At 63.5% G+C, this 16,406-nt stretch carries 11 protein-coding genes and 5 pseudogenes; 7 read left to right on the top strand and 9 right to left on the bottom strand.

The window, feature by feature from the left end:
- Nucleotides 1-37 precede the first annotated feature (37 nt).
- Both JHW48_RS07205 and JHW48_RS07200 read left to right on the top strand, forming a co-directional pair.
- Nucleotides 38-460 (top strand): annotated as a pseudogene (locus JHW48_RS07205) (transposase family protein); the annotation flags it as partial.
- Nucleotides 461-485: 25 nt separating this feature from the next.
- A pseudogene (locus tag JHW48_RS07200) lies at nucleotides 486-734 on the top strand (transposase); the annotation flags it as partial.
- A 243-nt stretch (nucleotides 735-977) separates the two neighbouring features.
- Here JHW48_RS07200 and JHW48_RS07195 read toward each other — a convergent pair.
- Entirely contained in the window at nucleotides 978-1,973 is a 996-nt protein-coding gene (locus JHW48_RS07195; RefSeq protein WP_419182405.1) for an IS110 family RNA-guided transposase, read from the bottom strand.
- Here JHW48_RS07195 and JHW48_RS07190 point away from each other — a divergent pair.
- A pseudogene (locus tag JHW48_RS07190) lies at nucleotides 1,875-2,757 on the top strand (DDE-type integrase/transposase/recombinase); the annotation flags it as partial. The gene JHW48_RS07195 and the pseudogene JHW48_RS07190 sit on opposite strands and share 99 nt — an antisense overlap.
- Before the next feature lie 300 nt (nucleotides 2,758-3,057).
- On the opposite strand, the pseudogene JHW48_RS07185 reads toward JHW48_RS07190, so the two are convergent.
- Nucleotides 3,058-4,034: pseudogene (locus JHW48_RS07185) on the bottom strand (IS110 family RNA-guided transposase).
- A gap of 70 nt (nucleotides 4,035-4,104) precedes the next feature.
- Between JHW48_RS07185 and JHW48_RS07180 the strand changes: the two are divergent.
- Nucleotides 4,105-4,374 (top strand): annotated as a pseudogene (locus tag JHW48_RS07180) (integrase core domain-containing protein); the annotation flags it as partial.
- A gap of 175 nt (nucleotides 4,375-4,549) precedes the next feature.
- On the opposite strand, the gene JHW48_RS07175 reads toward JHW48_RS07180, so the two are convergent.
- A protein-coding gene (locus JHW48_RS07175) for an IS5 family transposase (protein ID WP_119885943.1) occupies nucleotides 4,550-5,307 on the bottom strand; the annotation gives its coding sequence in 2 pieces (ribosomal slippage) (nucleotides 4,550-4,983 and nucleotides 4,983-5,307; 759 coding nt in all).
- 872 nt (nucleotides 5,308-6,179) lie between these two features.
- On the opposite strand from JHW48_RS07175, the gene JHW48_RS07170 reads away from it, so the two are divergent.
- A protein-coding gene (locus JHW48_RS07170) for an IS5-like element ISPaes2 family transposase (RefSeq protein ID WP_119885944.1) occupies nucleotides 6,180-6,937 on the top strand; the annotation gives its coding sequence in 2 pieces (ribosomal slippage) (nucleotides 6,180-6,504 and nucleotides 6,504-6,937; 759 coding nt in all).
- Nucleotides 6,938-7,122: 185 nt separating this feature from the next.
- Here JHW48_RS07170 and JHW48_RS07165 read toward each other — a convergent pair.
- The 6 genes from JHW48_RS07165 to JHW48_RS07140 form a co-directional block, all read right to left on the bottom strand.
- Nucleotides 7,123-7,572 carry a F0F1 ATP synthase subunit epsilon gene (locus tag JHW48_RS07165; protein ID WP_119885945.1) on the bottom strand — a complete coding sequence of 150 codons (450 nt, stop codon included), beginning with the start codon at nucleotides 7,570-7,572 and terminating at the stop codon, nucleotides 7,123-7,125.
- Nucleotides 7,573-7,581: 9 nt separating this feature from the next.
- Nucleotides 7,582-9,006: a F0F1 ATP synthase subunit beta gene (gene atpD, locus JHW48_RS07160; protein WP_119885946.1), complete on the bottom strand. Its 1,425-nt coding sequence runs from the start codon at nucleotides 9,004-9,006 to the stop codon at nucleotides 7,582-7,584.
- Nucleotides 9,007-9,027: 21 nt separating this feature from the next.
- The gene (locus tag JHW48_RS07155; RefSeq protein WP_119885947.1) at nucleotides 9,028-9,897 is read right to left on the bottom strand and encodes a F0F1 ATP synthase subunit gamma; all 870 of its coding nucleotides are present in this window, start codon (nucleotides 9,895-9,897) and stop codon (nucleotides 9,028-9,030) included.
- A gap of 12 nt (nucleotides 9,898-9,909) precedes the next feature.
- A complete protein-coding gene (atpA, locus tag JHW48_RS07150; protein ID WP_119885948.1) occupies nucleotides 9,910-11,445 on the bottom strand; it encodes a F0F1 ATP synthase subunit alpha in 1,536 nt (511 codons plus the stop codon).
- Nucleotides 11,445-12,011, bottom strand: coding sequence for a F0F1 ATP synthase subunit delta (locus tag JHW48_RS07145; RefSeq protein WP_119885949.1), 567 nt, complete (start codon nucleotides 12,009-12,011; stop codon nucleotides 11,445-11,447). The genes atpA and JHW48_RS07145 overlap by 1 nt, the downstream gene beginning before the upstream one ends.
- A gap of 223 nt (nucleotides 12,012-12,234) precedes the next feature.
- Entirely contained in the window at nucleotides 12,235-13,071 is an 837-nt protein-coding gene (locus JHW48_RS07140; RefSeq protein ID WP_119885950.1) for a methyltransferase domain-containing protein, read from the bottom strand.
- A 57-nt stretch (nucleotides 13,072-13,128) separates the two neighbouring features.
- On the opposite strand from JHW48_RS07140, the gene gloB reads away from it, so the two are divergent.
- The gene (gene gloB, locus JHW48_RS07135; protein ID WP_119885951.1) at nucleotides 13,129-13,875 is read left to right on the top strand and encodes a hydroxyacylglutathione hydrolase; all 747 of its coding nucleotides are present in this window, start codon (nucleotides 13,129-13,131) and stop codon (nucleotides 13,873-13,875) included.
- Nucleotides 13,876-14,053: 178 nt separating this feature from the next.
- Complete coding sequence (gene clpA, locus JHW48_RS07130) at nucleotides 14,054-16,378, top strand: ATP-dependent Clp protease ATP-binding subunit ClpA (RefSeq protein WP_119885952.1); 2,325 nt, start codon at nucleotides 14,054-14,056, stop codon at nucleotides 16,376-16,378.
- Nucleotides 16,379-16,406 lie beyond the last annotated feature (28 nt).

The following is a 16,406-nucleotide window of genomic DNA, read 5'->3' as shown; positions in this document are numbered from 1 at the left end:
CGCGCAGGACGCAGACCTACTGCGCAAGAACGAACGGCTTCGCAAAGAGATCCTCGAAGCGCCGAACGAAAGTCGTATCGTGCCGGATGCGCTCCAGATGATCGACAGCACTGTGATCCGCCCCCTCATCAGGCAGCGAGCGCCAAAGGGGGACTCGAAGACAGGGTTCTGGCCGTTCAAGAGCGTCCGGTGGGAAAAACGATCCACTGGATCGTTTTCTGGACCACCTCCCATTTTCACGAGCAAGGTCCACCTGCGCGTCAATGCTGCCGGGCTGCCAATAAGGTCGGACATCGCGCTGGGCCAGACATCGCGCTACCAGGGCTTTGCTCTGGTCATGGACGACAACCTGCCGGAGCCTTGTATCCTGCCGGCCGATCGCGGCCATGACTTCGACAAGGTTCGCAAAACCATAGAGGCGCTGCCCTGCCACGGGATTTTTCCTCCACCAACGACTAGAGTCCGCCCCAAGGAAGGGACGTACGATGAAGCGAACGATACGAACTGAAGAGCAGATCATTGGCATTCTGCAGGAGCATGAGACCGGTGCGAAGTGCGCCGATCTCTGCCGAAAGCACGGGATGTCGGAAGGCACGTTCTATGCCTGGAAAGCGAAGTATTCAGGGATGACGGTGTCCGAGGCCAAGCGGCTGAAGGCACTGGAGGACGAGAACGCGAAGCTGAAGAAGTTGCTGGCCGAGCAGATGCTCGACATGGCGGCGATGAAGGGATTGCCATCAATGTATGGTCCGCCCCGCTCTTGCAAGGTTTTCGTGCGTGGCCGTCCGGCTTGCGTAAATGTATCCGGCCTCTGATCAGTCAGCCGTTTTTGGCGGCAAGGCCTTGATGAGATCCGCCCCTCGGGTTCCAGATTGGTGGTGCGGGATCGCGTCCCGCTTTTTTGCGCGTGGCTTACCTCAGCTCGATCAACCGTTTGGTCATCACTTTCCCCTGCAATCGGTTCTGCGGTCGAAGGGTCAGCTTAACGCTGCGCCTCTCGACGGCAGGTAGATGGCGCCGGGCCTTGTGAGGATAGCCCATACGATCCGGGTCAGCTTGTTTGCCAAGGCGACGACGACCTTGTTGCGGTGGGTCCGTGCCTCAAGGGCTGAGAGCCAGCCACCGAGGGCATGGTTCGCCCGGTTCAGATGCAGAAGGCAGGACCGGGCGCCATGAATGATCAGTCGCCGCACATAGCGATTGCCGCGTTTGCTGATGCCCGGAAGGGTCCGCTTGCCCCCGGTCGAATGCTCTGCCGGCACCAGCCCCAGCCAAGCGGCCAGATCGCGCGCCTTGCGGAATTGCCGTCCGTCCCCTGCCGCTGCGACGATCGCGGTCGCGCCGAGAGCTCCGATGCCCGGGATGGTCACCAGGCGACTGACGGGGTCATGCTGGCTGGCATAGGCTTCGACCTTGCCGGTCACAGCCTTGATGCGCCCTTCGATGGAGGCGAGGTCATCGAGCAGCTCTTCGAGCAGCACCCGCATGGTGGGGGTCAGGTCATTCTCCACATTGCCCAGATGCCGACGGATGTCGGCATGAAAGCCGCCAGCGCCGACGTGCATCGCCAGTCCATATTCAAGGCAGAAGGCTCGCGCCAGGTTGATCAGCGCCGTCCGCTGCCCCACGAGCCGGTCGCGGATGCGATGCAGGGCTTGCAGATCGATCTGCTCGGGTGTGCGAACCTCGACGAAGCGCATCGTCGGCCGCGTCACCGCTTTTGCAATCGCCGCCGCATCGACCGTCTCGGTCTTGTTCGATTTGACATAAGGCTTCACGAAGCGCGCCGGAATGATCCGGGCATCATGGCCCATCGCGACAAGCCGCCGCGCCAGCCATTGCGAGCCCGGGCTGGCCTTCATGCCGATGAGTGCATTCGGCGCGGCATCAAAGAAGGCCAGCAACGCGTCGCGCGAGAACTTCGCGCGCTGAATCACCGATCCGGCGGCGTTCAGGGCGACAACGTGGAACACCTTCTTGCCGATGTCGATGCCGAAGGCCGCCGTTTGAAGGTCAGGCTTTGTGCGCATCCTTTCTCTCCGTTTGACGGTGGTGCCACGATGCTACGCCGGGGCGCGGGGCGGGCCATCCCATTAGTGGTAACGCCCGCCGTGACGCGCGAGGCTGTCGCGCATCTGAAGGCCATCTCGGGCTGTCGGAACGGCGGGCATGCCAGGTTGCCGGGGCGGACCACAAGATGGTGCGCTACCAGTCGCAGCGTGCGCCGGATACGGCGCTGCGGTGCCGGCTGCGGGAATTGGCCAATGAACGGCGGCGGTTTGAATATAGGCGGCTGTTCGTGCTGCTTCGACGGGAGGGAGAGCCGTCAGGGATCAACCGCATCTACCGGCTCAACAGCGAGAAAGGGTTAACCGTCCGTAAACGCAAAGCGCGCCGTAAGGCGCTTGGCACAAGGGCCCCGATCATGGTCGAAGCCCGTGCAAACGCCCGCTGGTCGCTGGAATTCGTGCATGATCAGTTCGCCTGCGGACGGCGGTTCCGGGTGCTGAATGTGGTGGATGACGTCACGCGCGAGTGCCTCGCCGCGATCCCCGACACTTCGATCTCGGGCCGCCGCGTAGCCCGGGAACTGACGGCGTTGATCGAACGGCGTGGGAAACCCGGGATGATCGTCTCCGATAACGGGACGGAACTGACCTCGAACGTCATCTTGAAGTGGTGCGCCGAGACCAAAATCGAATGGCACTACATCGCGCCGGGCAAACCGATGCGAGACACGGTCTCGTCGAAAGCTTCATGTATAGACGGCCCCGCAGGCGCAAGTGTTTCTGATGGTGATAGCGACCGGCGGGTGCGTTCATGTATTCGGCCTGTTTGCGCAGTCCATACATGACTGCTGGCCCTGATGGTGTCCGCGGATCGAGGCCTCATCAACGGGACGCGCTTGGCACGCTTAAAGCTCTCCGGGCTTGCTCAATCCTCAGCTCTGCCGATTTGCCATCACGCTGTCATTGCACTTGTGCCATCTCTTCGTTTCGTGGTCGTTGCAGCTTACGGTCAAGCGCTTCGGCAGGTCTCGCCCGTGGACAGCATTGCCTAGATCGTCCTGGCAAGCTTGTTCGCGACAGCCACCTCCACAACCATGGGCCGCCGACGCGCCAGCAGCGCTTCAATCCACGGACCATCCACACGGGCCCGGGCATTGGGATAACGTACGACGGTTCGCGCTCCCAGGACCAATAGGTGGCGTAGATAACGATCTCCTTGTTAGGTGATGCCGCCCAGCCTGGACTTGCCGCCGGAGGAGTTCTGGCGCGGGGTCACGCCGAGCCAGTCCGCAAACTCCCAACCGGAGCGGAACGCGGACGGATCAGGGATCGTCGCGGCAAAGGCCGTGGCCGTGATCGGGCCGATCCCAGGAATGGTCGCGAGCAGGCGACAGATCGCGTTTGTCTTGTGCCTCTCGGTCAAGCGGGCATCGATCCCGTCGATTTGCCGGTTTAGTGAGTCCAGCTGGACTGCAAGAGCATCCAACGCGAAGCAGGCATCTTCAGGCAGATCCTCTCGAAGCTCATTGAGACGCTCTGAGAGGATATAGACCCGGTGCCGGCCCTGCGCAACAACGATGTCATACTCAGCCAGGTGGGCTCGGAATGCACAGGCCGCCATTGCCCTTTGCCGGACCAGAAGGCTGCGGGCCCTGTGCAGAATCAGGAAGGCTTGATCCTCCTGCGACTTGATCGGAACAAAGCGCATGCTTGGGCACGTGACGGCTTCACAGATGGCTGCCGCATCGGTGGCATCGTTCTTCGCGCCGCGGCGCACGAAGGGGTTTTTACGTAGCCTGGTGGAATGAGGCGCACCTGATGACCGAGCGCCCGTAGCTCGCGCGCCCAATAATGGGCAGTCGCACAATCTTTGATGCCGATCAAAGAGGATGGCAAAGGCCTGAAGAAACTTAGGACATCGCCGCGCGCCGGCTTCCTGCTTTCAAGCATCTTGCCGGAAGAGTCGAAGACATGGACGTGGAACCCATTTTTGGCCAGATCGGGGCCCACGAAGGCTGGGGTCATTGAAATGACCCTTGTGTGAGGCGGAACCAATATACGGATCCAGGTCAGGAGTGAGGCCGTCTTCCCCATCAATGGCCGGATGCGCGGTGAGCTGATGAACGAGACCCTGTTTCGCAACCTCACCCATGCCCGCGATCTGATCGCGGTCTGGGTGACCGACTACAACACCGAGCGGCCCCATTCGGCCCTCAGATACCAGACCCCCGCAGGCCTCGCCCTGCACCTGACCACCGCAATCGTCCGAACCACTGCACGCGATGAGAGTTGCGCGCGCCGGGCGATTGCTCAACCCGCACCAAAAGGCGTAAATCAGCAGCCTGCTCCGGTCGTGGCCGGATGAAAGTTCAGTGGCAGGTCAGCTTGAACGCTGACGAAAAAGCAACCTGATCATTGAACCTCAAAATCTCCACGAAACCCAGGGCGGTTCAATACTGTTCTCATAACTATAGCTGCTGTACTCATGACTATTAGAAGCTGCTGCGGCACAACACGTTAGGCTCCAGACTCATTGAGTTTCACAGCCAGAACAAGACGGTTGCGGCGAGCATGATCGCTGAGAAGAACGTTTCCGGGCAGCGGTCATAACGGGTTGCGACGCGCCTCCAGTCCTTCAGACGTCCGAACATGATTTCGATGCGGTTACGCCTTTTGTAACGCCGCTTGTCGTATTTGACGGCCTTCTTGCGGGACCTCCGTCCGGGGATGCAAACCTTTATCCCCTTGTCTTTCAAAGCGTCTCTGAACCAATCAGCGTCGTAGCCCCTGTCGGCCAGAAGCCACCCAGCCTTCGGCAGGCTGCCCAGCAGCGCCGCCGCGCCGGTGTAATCGCTAACCTGGCCGGCCGACATGAAGAACCCGATCGGCCGCCCCTTCGCATCGGCGACAGCGTGCAACTTGGTGTTCATACCGCCTTTGGTGCGCCCGATCTGGCGCCCGCGCCCCCCTTTTTCACCCCAAGGCTCGAGGCCGTGCGGTGTGCCGTGAGATAGGTCGCGTCATTCATGATCGTCTTGTGCTCGGCGCTCTCGGCGGCAAGGCCGACCATGATCCGGGCAAAAACCCCGCTATCGCTCCAGCGCTTCCAGCGGTTGTAGAGGGTTTTGGCCGGGCCGTATTCCTTCGGCGCGTCACACCACCGCAACCCATTACGATTGATGAAAATTATGCCGCTGAGGACGCGACGATCATCGACCCGGGGCTTGCCATGGCACTTGGGAAAGAACGGTTTCAGACGCTCCATTTGGGCGTCGCTAAGCCAGTAAAGATTACTCATCGATCAGGTCTCCTTGAGGAGCCTGAATCATGCAAAGACCGTAAGATCAATGGGTCTGGAGCCTAAATATATCGATGCCCGGCAGGGAGGCATTTATTATAGAATATCCGACGTCGAAAGCTTCTTTAAGTCAATGAAGGCCGAATTCGTCTGGCGCTACAACTCGCAAACCCGTCCCGAGGTCGAGATGACCTCCTCGAATACATAAGCGGCTTCAACAACGCGCGCCGCAAACACTTAGACCTCTGCTGGAAGTCACCGATGGCCTTTGCACAGATTGCCGCCCAATGCGAGCACGTGATCGGAACAAAACCGATGCAGATGCAAACGTGCTGGAAAAAGGCCTTGTTCGCCGCTTGTTCTGCCAAAAATTTTAATGACTCATGTATCGAAGTATTTAACGATTTCATCTACCACCTCGGCTAATGTGGGATCATGAGCCAGAATACGTGTACTTAGATCAGATCCTCCGCTTGGAACCAACAAAGTGAAACGCGTTGGCACACGGATCTTGATGGATGACACGAAGAGCAATATTGACAATCCTTGGGTATTCGCTTAGGCAATTCGACATTCAATTCCCTCGTTCGTCAAACACCTATGACGGCCGCTGCAATATGTATGCGTTTACGTGAATGTCCGGAAAACGGGGTCGCAGGCTAGGGTGCCGTCGGCCAATAGATCACCTTCCATGATAATCAGTGACCAATTACCGCCCATGGCGGGCAGCCGCTCGCTATGAGTTACTTCAGCAGTATTGAAACCGATCACCAAGTGCATGTAATAGCTTAAATCAGGCAAAAAAACTAGGCTCCAGACCCATTGATCTTACGGTCTTTGCATGATTCAGGCTCCTCAAGGAGACCTGATCGATGAGTAATCTTTACTGGCTGAGCGACGCCCAAATGGAGCGTCTGAAACCGTTCTTTCCCAAGTGCCATGGCAAGCCCCGGGTCGATGATCGTCGCGTCCTCAGCGGCATAATTTTCATCAATCGTAATGGGTTGCGGTGGTGTGACGCGCCGAAGGAATACGGCCCGGCCAAAACCCTCTACAACCGCTGGAAGCGCTGGAGCGATAACGGGGTTTTTGCCCGGATCATGGTCGGCCTTGCCGCCGAGAGCGCCGAGCACAAGACGATCATGAATGACGCGACCTATCTCAAGGCACACCGCACGGCCTCGAGCCTTGGGGTGAAAAAGGGGGGCGCGGGCGCCAGATCGGGCGCACCAAAGGCGGTATGAACACCAAGTTGTACGCTGTCGCCGATGCGAAGGGGCGGCCGATCGGGTTCTTCATGTCGGCCGGCCAGGTTAGCGATTACACCGGCGCGGCGGCGCTGCTGGGCAGCCTGCCGAAGGCTGAGTGGCTTCTGGCCGACAGGGGCTACGACGCTGACTGGTTCAGAGACGCTTTGAAAGACAAGGGGATAAAGGTTTGCATCCCCGGACGGAGGTCCCGCAAGAAGGTCGTCAAATACGACAAGCGGCGTTACAAAAGGCGTAACCGCATCGAAATCATGTTCGGACGTCTGAAGGACTGGAGGCGCGTCGCAACCCGTTATGACCGCTGCCCGGAAACGTTCTTCTCAGCGATCATGCTCGCCGCAACCGTCTTGTTCTGGCTGTGAAACTCAATGAGTCTGGAGCCTAACAAGGATGACAAAGAAACCGTATCCCCCGTGATCCGCGACTTAGCTCTCTAAATCAATACTGACGAACAATGCACGCGCTGCCTTCGCGGGCCAAAACAAAAAAAAAGGACCCGGCAGATGCCGGGGCCTTCATATGCCGTGAAACCGTCATCGGCTGACGATCAGTCGGGCACGGTGGACTGGTTCGGGTCCAGACCGATATGCGTGCCGAGCGCCTGCATGTCGCCCAGCAGCTTGACGGCGGCGGTCACGACCTCCTCGCCGACGTGCTCGCGGCGGTCCTCGGCATTGCGCTTGGTCCGATGGGCGTCGCGCAGCATGTCGTTATAGACCTCCTGTGTGATCTCCTCGCGCGGGTGGCCGCGTTCGGCCAGCAGGCTGACGCCGTCCTGGTTGATCTCGGCAAAGCCGCCGGTCACGGCGAATTCGCTGGTGGCACCATCGGCGCCGACCAGGATCACCATGCCCGGACGCAGGGTCACGATCGTGGGCGCATGGCCGGGCATGGCGGTCAGATCGCCATCGCTGCCCGGCAGGCGCACCTCGCGCACGGGAACGGAGGCGAGGCTCCGTTCCGGCGACACGAGGTCGAACTGCATGGTATCGGCCATGATGCCCCCTTACGCCGCTTCCGCGGCCAGACGCTGTGCCTTGGCCTTCACGTCCTCGATGTCGCCGACCATGTAGAAGGCCGATTCCGGCAGGTGGTCGTATTCACCGGCCACGACCGCCTTGAACGAGGCGATGGTCTTTTCCAGCGGCACCTGGACGCCGTCCGAACCGGTGAAGACCTTGGCCACGTCGAAGGGCTGCGACAGGAAGCGCTGGATCTTGCGCGCGCGGGTCACGGTCAGCTTGTCCTCTTCGGACAGTTCGTCCATGCCCAGGATCGCGATGATGTCCTGCAGCGACTTGTACTTCTGCAGGATGCCCTGCACGTCGCGGGCCACCTGGTAATGCTCCTCGCCGACGACGGCGGGGTCCAGGATGCGCGAGTTCGAGTCCAGCGGGTCCACGGCCGGGTAGATGCCCAGCTCCGAGATCGCGCGCGACAGAACGGTCGTGGCGTCCAGGTGGGCGAAGGTCGTGGCGGGCGCCGGGTCGGTGAGGTCGTCGGCCGGAACGTAGACGGCCTGGATCGAGGTGATCGACCCGTTCTTGGTCGAGGTGATGCGTTCCTGCATCGCGCCCATGTCGGTGGCCAGCGTCGGCTGATAGCCCACAGCGGACGGGATGCGGCCCAGCAGAGCCGACACTTCGGACCCGGCCTGGGTGAAGCGGAAGATGTTGTCCACGAAGAACAGCACATCCGTGCCCGAGGCGTCGCGGAACTGCTCGGCCAGGGTCAGACCGGTCAGGGCGACGCGCATGCGGGCGCCCGGCGGCTCGTTCATCTGGCCATAGACCAGGGCCACTTTCGAATCGACCAGGTTGTCGGGAACGATGACGCCCGATTCCACCATCTCGTGATAGAGGTCGTTGCCCTCGCGGGTGCGCTCACCGACGCCCGCGAACACGGAATAGCCCGAGTGCACCTTGGCGATGTTGTTGATCAGTTCCATGATCAGAACAGTCTTGCCGACGCCTGCGCCGCCGAACAGGCCGATCTTGCCGCCCTTGGAATAGGGCGCCAGCAGGTCGATGACCTTGATGCCGGTGACCAGGATTTCCGAGCTGGTGGCCTGGGCCGCGAAATCGGGGGCGGCCTGGTGGATGGCGCGGGTCTCGCCCGAGGCCAGGGGCGCGCCCTCGTCCACGGGTTCGCCCACGACGTTCAGGATCCGGCCCAGGGTCGCGTCGCCCACGGGAACGGTGATCGGGCCGCCCGTGTCGGACACGGCCTCGCCGCGGACCAGACCTTCGGTCGCGTCCATGGCGATGGTGCGGACGGTGTTCTCGCCCAGATGCTGGGCGACTTCCAGCACCAGCTTCTTGCCGTTATTCGTGGTTTCCAGCGCGTTCAGGATCGCCGGAAGGTGGCTGTCGAACTGCACGTCGACGACGGCGCCGATCACCTGTGTGATTTTACCAGTGGCCTCTGCCATGTTGTCACCTTTGCGTTACGGTCAGAGCGCCTCGGCGCCCGAAATGATTTCGATCAGTTCCTTGGTGATCGCTGCCTGACGCGAGCGGTTGTACTCGGTCGTCAGTCTGTCGATCATGTCGCCCGCATTGCGCGTGGCGTTGTCCATGGCACTCATCCGCGCGCCCTGTTCGGACGCCGCATTTTCCAGAAGCGCCGCGAAGATCTGCGTCGCGACGGATCGCGGCAGCAGCTCGGCCAGCAGGCCCTCCTCGCCCGGCTCGTAATCATAGAGCGCGTTGGCGGTGGCCCCTTCGGGCACCTCGGCGGGGATCACCTGCCGCGCGGTCGGGATCTGGCTGATCACCGATTCGAAGCGGTTGTAGAACAGCGTCGCCACGTCGAAATCGCCCTGGTCGAAGCGGGCCAGGACCTCGTCCGCGATGGCGCGGGCGGTGTCATAGCCCATGCGCTTGACCTCGGACAGGTCGACATGGTGGACGAACAGGCTGCCATAGTCGCGCTTCAGCTGCTCGCGGCCCTTCTTGCCGACGGTCAGGATCGCGACCTGCTTGCCTTCGCCCCGCAGCCGTTCGGCATGCTGGCGGGCCAGACGCACGATCGAGCTGTTGAAGCCGCCGGCAAGGCCCCGCTCCGCCGTCATCACGACCAGCAGGTGGCGCTTGTCGTCGCCCGTGCCGGCCAGCAGGCGCGGCGCGCCGGACTGGCCCGCCGCATTCGCGGTCAGACCGGCCATGACGGCCGCCATGCGGTCGGCATAGGGGCGCGCGGCCTCCGCCGCGTCCTGCGCCCGGCGCAGTTTCGCGGCGGCGACCATCTGCATCGCCTTGGTGATCTTGCGCGTGTTCTTGACGCTGCCGATCCGGTTCTTGAGATCCTTGAGACTGGGCATCTATTCCCCCTCTCAGGCGCGGGTGCTGTTGTATTCGTCCAGCGCCGCCTTGATCGCATCTTCCAGATCGCCGCTGACCTTGCGGTCGTTGCGGGTCATGTCGTCCAGAAGGTCGGACCTCTGGCTGCGCAGGAACTGGATCAGGCCCTCTTCCCACGCGGTGATCTCGCGGACGGGAACCTGGTCGATATAGCCCTTGGTGCCGGCATAGATGACGATCACGATCTCGGCGTTCGTCAGCGGGCGGTACTGGGGTTGCTTCATCAGCTCGGTCAGGCGCGCGCCGCGGTTCAGCAGGCGCTGCGTCGAGGCGTCGAGATCCGAACCGAACTGGGCGAAGGCCGCCATCTCGCGATACTGGGCCAGTTCCAGCTTGACCGGGCCGGCGACGGATTTCATCGCCTTGGTCTGGGCGGCCGAACCCACGCGGCTGACCGACAGACCGGTGTTCACGGCCGGGCGGATGCCTTGGAAGAACAGTTCCGTCTCCAGGAAGATCTGGCCGTCGGTGATCGAGATCACGTTGGTCGGGATATAGGCCGACACGTCGCCCGCCTGCGTCTCGATGATCGGCAGGGCGGTCAGCGAACCGGCGCCATTGTCCTCGTTCAGCTTGGCCGAACGCTCCAGCAGGCGCGAGTGCAGATAGAAGACGTCGCCCGGATAGGCTTCGCGCCCGGGCGGACGGCGCAGCAGCAGCGACATCTGGCGATAGGCGACCGCCTGCTTGGACAGATCGTCATAGATGATCAGCGCGTCCATGCCGTTGTCGCGGAAATATTCGCCGATCGCGGTGCCCGAATAGGGGGCCAGGAACTGCATCGGCGCGGGGTCCGAGGCGGTCGCGGCGACGACGGTGGTATAGGCCATGGCGCCGGTTTCTTCCAGCTTCTTGACCAGCTGGGCGACGGTCGAACGCTTCTGACCCACGGCGACATAGATGCAGTGGAGGGTCTTCATGCCCTCGGCCTCGCGGCCGTTGTAGTTCTGCTGGTTCAGGATCGTGTCCAGCGCGATGGCGGTCTTGCCGGTCTGGCGGTCGCCGATGATCAGCTCGCGCTGGCCGCGGCCGACGGGGATCATGGCGTCCACGGATTTCAGGCCGGTGGCCATCGGCTCATGGACCGACTTGCGCGGCATGATGCCCGGCGCCTTGACGTCGGCGATGCGACGCTCGGTCGTCTCGATCGGGCCCTTGCCGTCGATCGGGTTGCCGAGCGCGTCGACGACGCGGCCCAGCAGGGCCTTGCCGACGGGAACGTCCACGATCGAGCGGGTGCGCTTGACGGTGTCGCCTTCGCGGATGCCGCGGTCGTCGCCGAAGATCACGACGCCGACGTTGTCGGTCTCGAGGTTCAGCACCATCCCGCGAATTCCGCCCGGGAATTCGACCATCTCGCCGGCCTGGACCTTGTCCAGACCATAGACGCGCGCGATGCCGTCACCGACGGACAGGACCTGACCGACCTCGGCAACTTCGGCGTCCTGGCCGAAGTTCTTGATCTGCTCCTTGAGGATCGCCGAAATTTCGGCAGCCTGGATTCCCATTATCCGACCTCTTTCATGACATTCTGCAGGGAAGCGAGCTTCGAGCGGACCGAACTGTCGATCATCTGCGAGCCCAACTTGACAATCATGCCGCCGATGAGGGTCTCATCGACGCGCGTGTTCAGCTTGACCGTCTTGCCCGATTTCTCGGCCAGGGTCTGTTTCAGGCGGTTCTGCTGGTCATCGCTCAGCGCGACGGCGCTGGTGACCTCGGCGGTGACCTCGCCGCGTTCCTGGGCGATGCGGTCCTGCAGCGCGCGGATCAGCTGGGGCAGCACGAACAGCCGGCGGTTGGACGCCATCAGGCGCAGCGTGTTGCCCAGGACGGGCGACAGGCCCATCCGGTCGGACACGGCCGCGATGGCGCGGGCCTGGTCGTCACGGCTGTATTTCGGGCTGGAGATCAGCTCGCGCAGCGCGTCGCTTTCCGTCAGGGCCGCGTCCAGATCGGCGGTCTGCCGGGCCAGATCGTCCAGCCCCCCGCTTTCCTTGGCGATCTCGAAGACGGCCTGCGCATAGCGTCCGGCGATGCTCTGGGACATGGAAACAGAGTTGGCCACGGTCATCCTTTACGGTTTGCCCAAACCCCGCTGGCGGGCCGGGCGGATGCCTGGTCTGTCGCGGGGTGCGGGTCGCGGTCGCACGGCTTTTGGAGGGTCGTGCGGAATCTGCGGCGTCTCTAGCAGGTGATTTCGCGCCCGGCAACCTTCAACGCCCCCAAAAGACCGGGGCTTGCGACGAAGGATGCAGGATGTGGCCAAAGGGGCGCGGAGCGGCCATTGGGCAGCGCTAACACCCCGTCCCGGGGCCCGGTTCCGGGGCTGCGGCAGGTTGTCGCGCCCGGTCCGTCATCGCCCGTCCCACCGGCCCCGCGGGCAGGCCGCGCGGGCGCGGGCGGGCCACGCCGTCGAGGATCTCCAAGGGGCTGGGGACGTGGATTCGCACCCCCGGCCCCACCGGCGCGCGGGTCTGCTTGGTCAGTTCGACCAGCACCACGCCCGCGATCAGCACCCGGCTGATCCGCGCGCCGCTGCTTTCCCAGAATTGCGCGCTGCGGCGCCAGAACCGCCGGTCCGAGGGCGGGATATAGACCGCGCTGCCATGCCAGTCGGGCTGGAACCCGGCATGGCGCATCTGGGCCTCGATCTGGCCGGTGGTATAGGCCCGGCCAAAGCCGAAGGGCGTGCGGTCCGACGCCGCCCACAGCCCGGCGCGGTTGGGCACCATGACCATCATCCGCCCCCCCGGCCCCAGGCAGCGCCAGGCCTCGGCCAGCAGGGCGCGGGGATGATCGCTGGTCTCCAGCCCGTGCAGCATCACCAGCCGGTCCAGGCTGCCCGCGTCGATGGGCCAGCCGGTCTCGTCGCACAGGACCGCGTGATTGGCCTGCCCCGCGGGCCAGGCCATCACCCCCTGCGGCCCCGGCATCAGCGCCGTCACCCGCCGCGCGGTCGGCAGATAGGGCCGCAGCATCGGCGCCGCAAAGCCGAAGCCCGCCACCGTCATCCCCGTCGTCTGCGCGGGCGGCCAGCGTTCGGTCAGCCGGTCGCGCAGGATCCGCTGGACCACGCGGCCTAGCGCGCGCTGGTAATAGAAGCGCCGCAGCTGGTCGATGTCGTGATGCATTGCGCGCAGGTCCCGGTTTTGACAGGCTCAGGTGAACACAAGGTAAGGGATTTGCCAATGCCGCTGGAACTGGTCACGCTGCGCTGCCTGTCGGACAACTATGCCTATCTGCTGCATGGCGATGCCGGCACCGTCCTGGTCGACGCCCCCGAGGCCCTGCCGATCCTGACCGAGCTGGAGGCCCGCGGCTGGTCGCTGGACGCGATCCTGCTGACCCATCACCATGACGACCACATCCAAGCGGTGCCCGAAATCGTCGCAGCCACCGGCGCACGGGTCATCGGCGCATCCGCCGATGCCCACCGCCTGCCCGACCTGGACCTGCGCGTGGCCCCGGGCGAGCCGCTGGAGCTCCTGGGCGAGCCGGTCGCCGTCATCGAGGTGTCGGGCCACACGGTCGGCCATGTCGCCTTTCATTTCCCGCAGAGCCGGATGGCCTTCACCGCCGACAGCCTGATGGCGATGGGCTGCGGCCGCCTGTTCGAGGGCGACGCGCCGATGATGTGGGACAGCCTGCAGCGCCTAGCCGCCCTGCCCGACGACACGCTGATTTGTTCGGGGCATGACTACTGCGCGGGCAACGGCGCCTTCGCCCTGTCAGTCGACCCGGAAAACGACGCGCTGAAGGACCGCCTGCGCCGCATCGCCGAGGCCGAGAGCCCCTGCGCCCCCGCCACCCTGGCCGAGGAGCGCGCGACCAACCCCTTCCTGCGGGCCGCGGCGCTGGCGGCGGGGCTGGACATGGCCGACGCCCCGCCGGCCGAGGTCTTTGCCCGTCTGCGCGCGATGAAGGACGCCTTCTGAGCCGCTTGAATTGCGGGCGGTGCGACATCACATCTGCCTCAACCCCGGGATTTTCGTGGTCCCTGTCGGAAAAACCACTTGATGCCGGCGGAAATCCACCAAATCTTAAAGCTATCATGACAGTCTGGGCAGGTGGGCACGGCAGCCCATACCGCCAGCCGACTGACAGGAGACGACCGTGCCAAGTTTCTCGACCTCTCTGGAACAGGCCATTCACCAAGCGCTCGCGCTGGCGAACGAACATCGACACGAGCTGGCGACGCTGGAACACCTGCTGCTGGCGCTGACCGAGGAACCGGATGCGGTCAAGGTCATGCGCGCCTGCAACGTGGATCTGGAGGAGCTGCGCAAGACCCTGGTCGAGTTCATCGAGGATGACCTCTCGACCCTGATCACCGAGGTCGAGGGCTCCGAGGCCGTTCCCACCGCCGCCTTCCAGCGCGTGATCCAGCGCGCGGCGATCCATGTCCAAAGCTCGGGCCGGCAGGAGGTGACGGGCGCGAACGTGCTGGTCGCGATCTTTGCCGAACGCGAATCGAACGCGGCCTATTTCCTGCAGGAAATGGACATGACCCGCTATGACGCGGTGAACTTCATCGCCCATGGGGTGGCCAAGAACCCGTCCTTCAACGAACCCCGCAAGGTGGTCGGATCGGACGAGCCGGTCGAACAGACCAAGGCCGAGGCCGCGCCCGACCCCAAGGAGGAGACGGCGCTCGGCAAGTATTGCGTCGATCTGAACGCGAAATCCAAGAAGGGCGATGTCGACCCGCTGATCGGCCGCGAGCCGGAGGTGGAGCGCGCGATCCAGGTCCTGTGCCGGCGGCGCAAGAACAACCCGCTGCTGGTGGGCGATCCCGGCGTGGGCAAGACCGCCATCGCCGAGGGCCTGGCGCTGAAGATCACCCGGGGCGAAACGCCGGATGTCCTGGCCGGGGCCACGATCTTCTCGCTGGACATGGGGGCGCTGCTGGCCGGCACCCGCTATCGCGGCGATTTCGAGGAACGCCTGAAGGCCGTTGTCAAGGAACTGGAGGCGCATCCCGACGCGATCCTCTTCATCGACGAGATCCATACCGTGATCGGCGCGGGCGCGACCTCGGGCGGCGCGATGGATGCATCCAATCTGCTGAAGCCTGCCCTGGCGGGCGGCAAGCTGCGCTGCATGGGCTCGACCACCTACAAGGAATATCGCCAGCATTTCGAGAAGGATCGCGCGCTGAGCCGCCGGTTCCAGAAGATCGACGTGAACGAGCCTTCGGTCCCCGATACGGTCAAGATCCTGATGGGCCTGAAGCCGCATTTCGAGGCCCATCACGACCTGCGCTACACCAATGACGCGATCAAGTCGGCGGTGGAGCTGGCCGCGCGCTACATCAACGACCGCAAGCTGCCCGACAGCGCGATCGACGTGATCGACGAGGCCGGTGCCGCCCAGCACCTGGTCGCCGAAAGCAAGCGGCGCAAGACCATCAGCCCCAAGGAGATCGAGGCCGTCGTCGCCAAGATCGCCCGCATCCCGCCCAAGAACGTCAGCAAGAACGATGCCGAGGTCCTGCGCGATCTGGATGCCGGCCTCAAGCGCGTGGTCTTCGGTCAGGACGGCGCCATCGACACGCTCTCCAGCGCCATCAAGCTGGCCCGCGCGGGCCTGCGCGAGCCGGAAAAGCCCATCGGCAACTATCTGTTCGCGGGCCCGACCGGCGTCGGCAAGACCGAGGTGGCCAAGCAGCTGGCCGCCAGCCTGGGCGTCGAGCTGATCCGCTTCGACATGTCGGAGTACATGGAGAAGCATGCCGTCAGCCGGTTGATCGGCGCGCCTCCGGGCTATGTGGGCTTCGACCAGGGTGGTCTGCTGACCGACGGGGTGGACCAGCACCCGCATTGCGTGCTGCTGCTGGACGAGATCGAGAAGGCACACCCGGATGTCTTCAACATCCTGCTGCAGATCATGGATGCGGGGCGCCTGACGGACCATAACGGCCGCACGGTGGATTTCCGCAACGTGATCCTGATCATGACCTCGAACGCGGGCGCCGCGGACCAAGCCAAGGCCGCGATCGGCTTCGGGCGCGACCGGCGCGAGGGCGAGGACACCGCCGCGATCGAACGCACCTTCACGCCGGAGTTCCGCAACCGTCTGGACGCGATCATCTCCTTCGCGCCGCTGTCGCGCGAGGTCGTGGTCCATGTGGTCGAAAAGTTCGTCCTGCAGCTGGAGGCTCAGCTGATGGACCGCAACGTCCATATCGAACTGACCCCGGAGGCCGCGAACTGGCTGGCCGAAAAGGGCTATGACGACCGCATGGGAGCCCGCCCCCTGGGCCGCGTGATCCAGGAGAGCATCAAGAAGCCCCTGGCCGAGGAGCTGCTCTTCGGGCGTTTGACCAAGGGCGGCGTGGTCCGCGTCAAGATCGAGGATGACAAGCCGGTCTTCGACATCACCGGCCCCGACGCCCCGCGCATCGGCAAGTCCAAGACGCCGCTGCTGACGGCCGAGTGACACTTGGACAGGGGCGATCGCAATTGGT

It is taken from the genome of Paracoccus aestuarii, from assembly GCF_028553885.1.
GTDB lineage: Bacteria > Pseudomonadota > Alphaproteobacteria > Rhodobacterales > Rhodobacteraceae > Paracoccus > Paracoccus aestuarii.
Note: the sequence above shows the minus strand (reverse complement) of the source record. Positions and strands in the feature narration are given on the sequence as shown.

Excerpts from the sequence above, each read along its gene's own strand:
- JHW48_RS07165 (WP_119885945.1), bottom strand. The coding sequence starts at position 7,572 with ATGGCCGATACCATGCAGTTCGACCTCGTGTCGCCGGAACGGAGCCTC.
- atpD (WP_119885946.1), bottom strand. The coding sequence starts at position 9,006 with ATGGCAGAGGCCACTGGTAAAATCACACAGGTGATCGGCGCCGTCGTC.
- JHW48_RS07155 (WP_119885947.1), bottom strand. The coding sequence starts at position 9,897 with ATGCCCAGTCTCAAGGATCTCAAGAACCGGATCGGCAGCGTCAAGAAC.
- atpA (WP_119885948.1), bottom strand. The coding sequence starts at position 11,445 with ATGGGAATCCAGGCTGCCGAAATTTCGGCGATCCTCAAGGAGCAGATC.
- JHW48_RS07145 (WP_119885949.1), bottom strand. The coding sequence starts at position 12,011 with ATGACCGTGGCCAACTCTGTTTCCATGTCCCAGAGCATCGCCGGACGC.
- JHW48_RS07140 (WP_119885950.1), bottom strand. The coding sequence starts at position 13,071 with ATGCATCACGACATCGACCAGCTGCGGCGCTTCTATTACCAGCGCGCG.
- gloB (WP_119885951.1), top strand. The coding sequence starts at position 13,129 with ATGCCGCTGGAACTGGTCACGCTGCGCTGCCTGTCGGACAACTATGCC.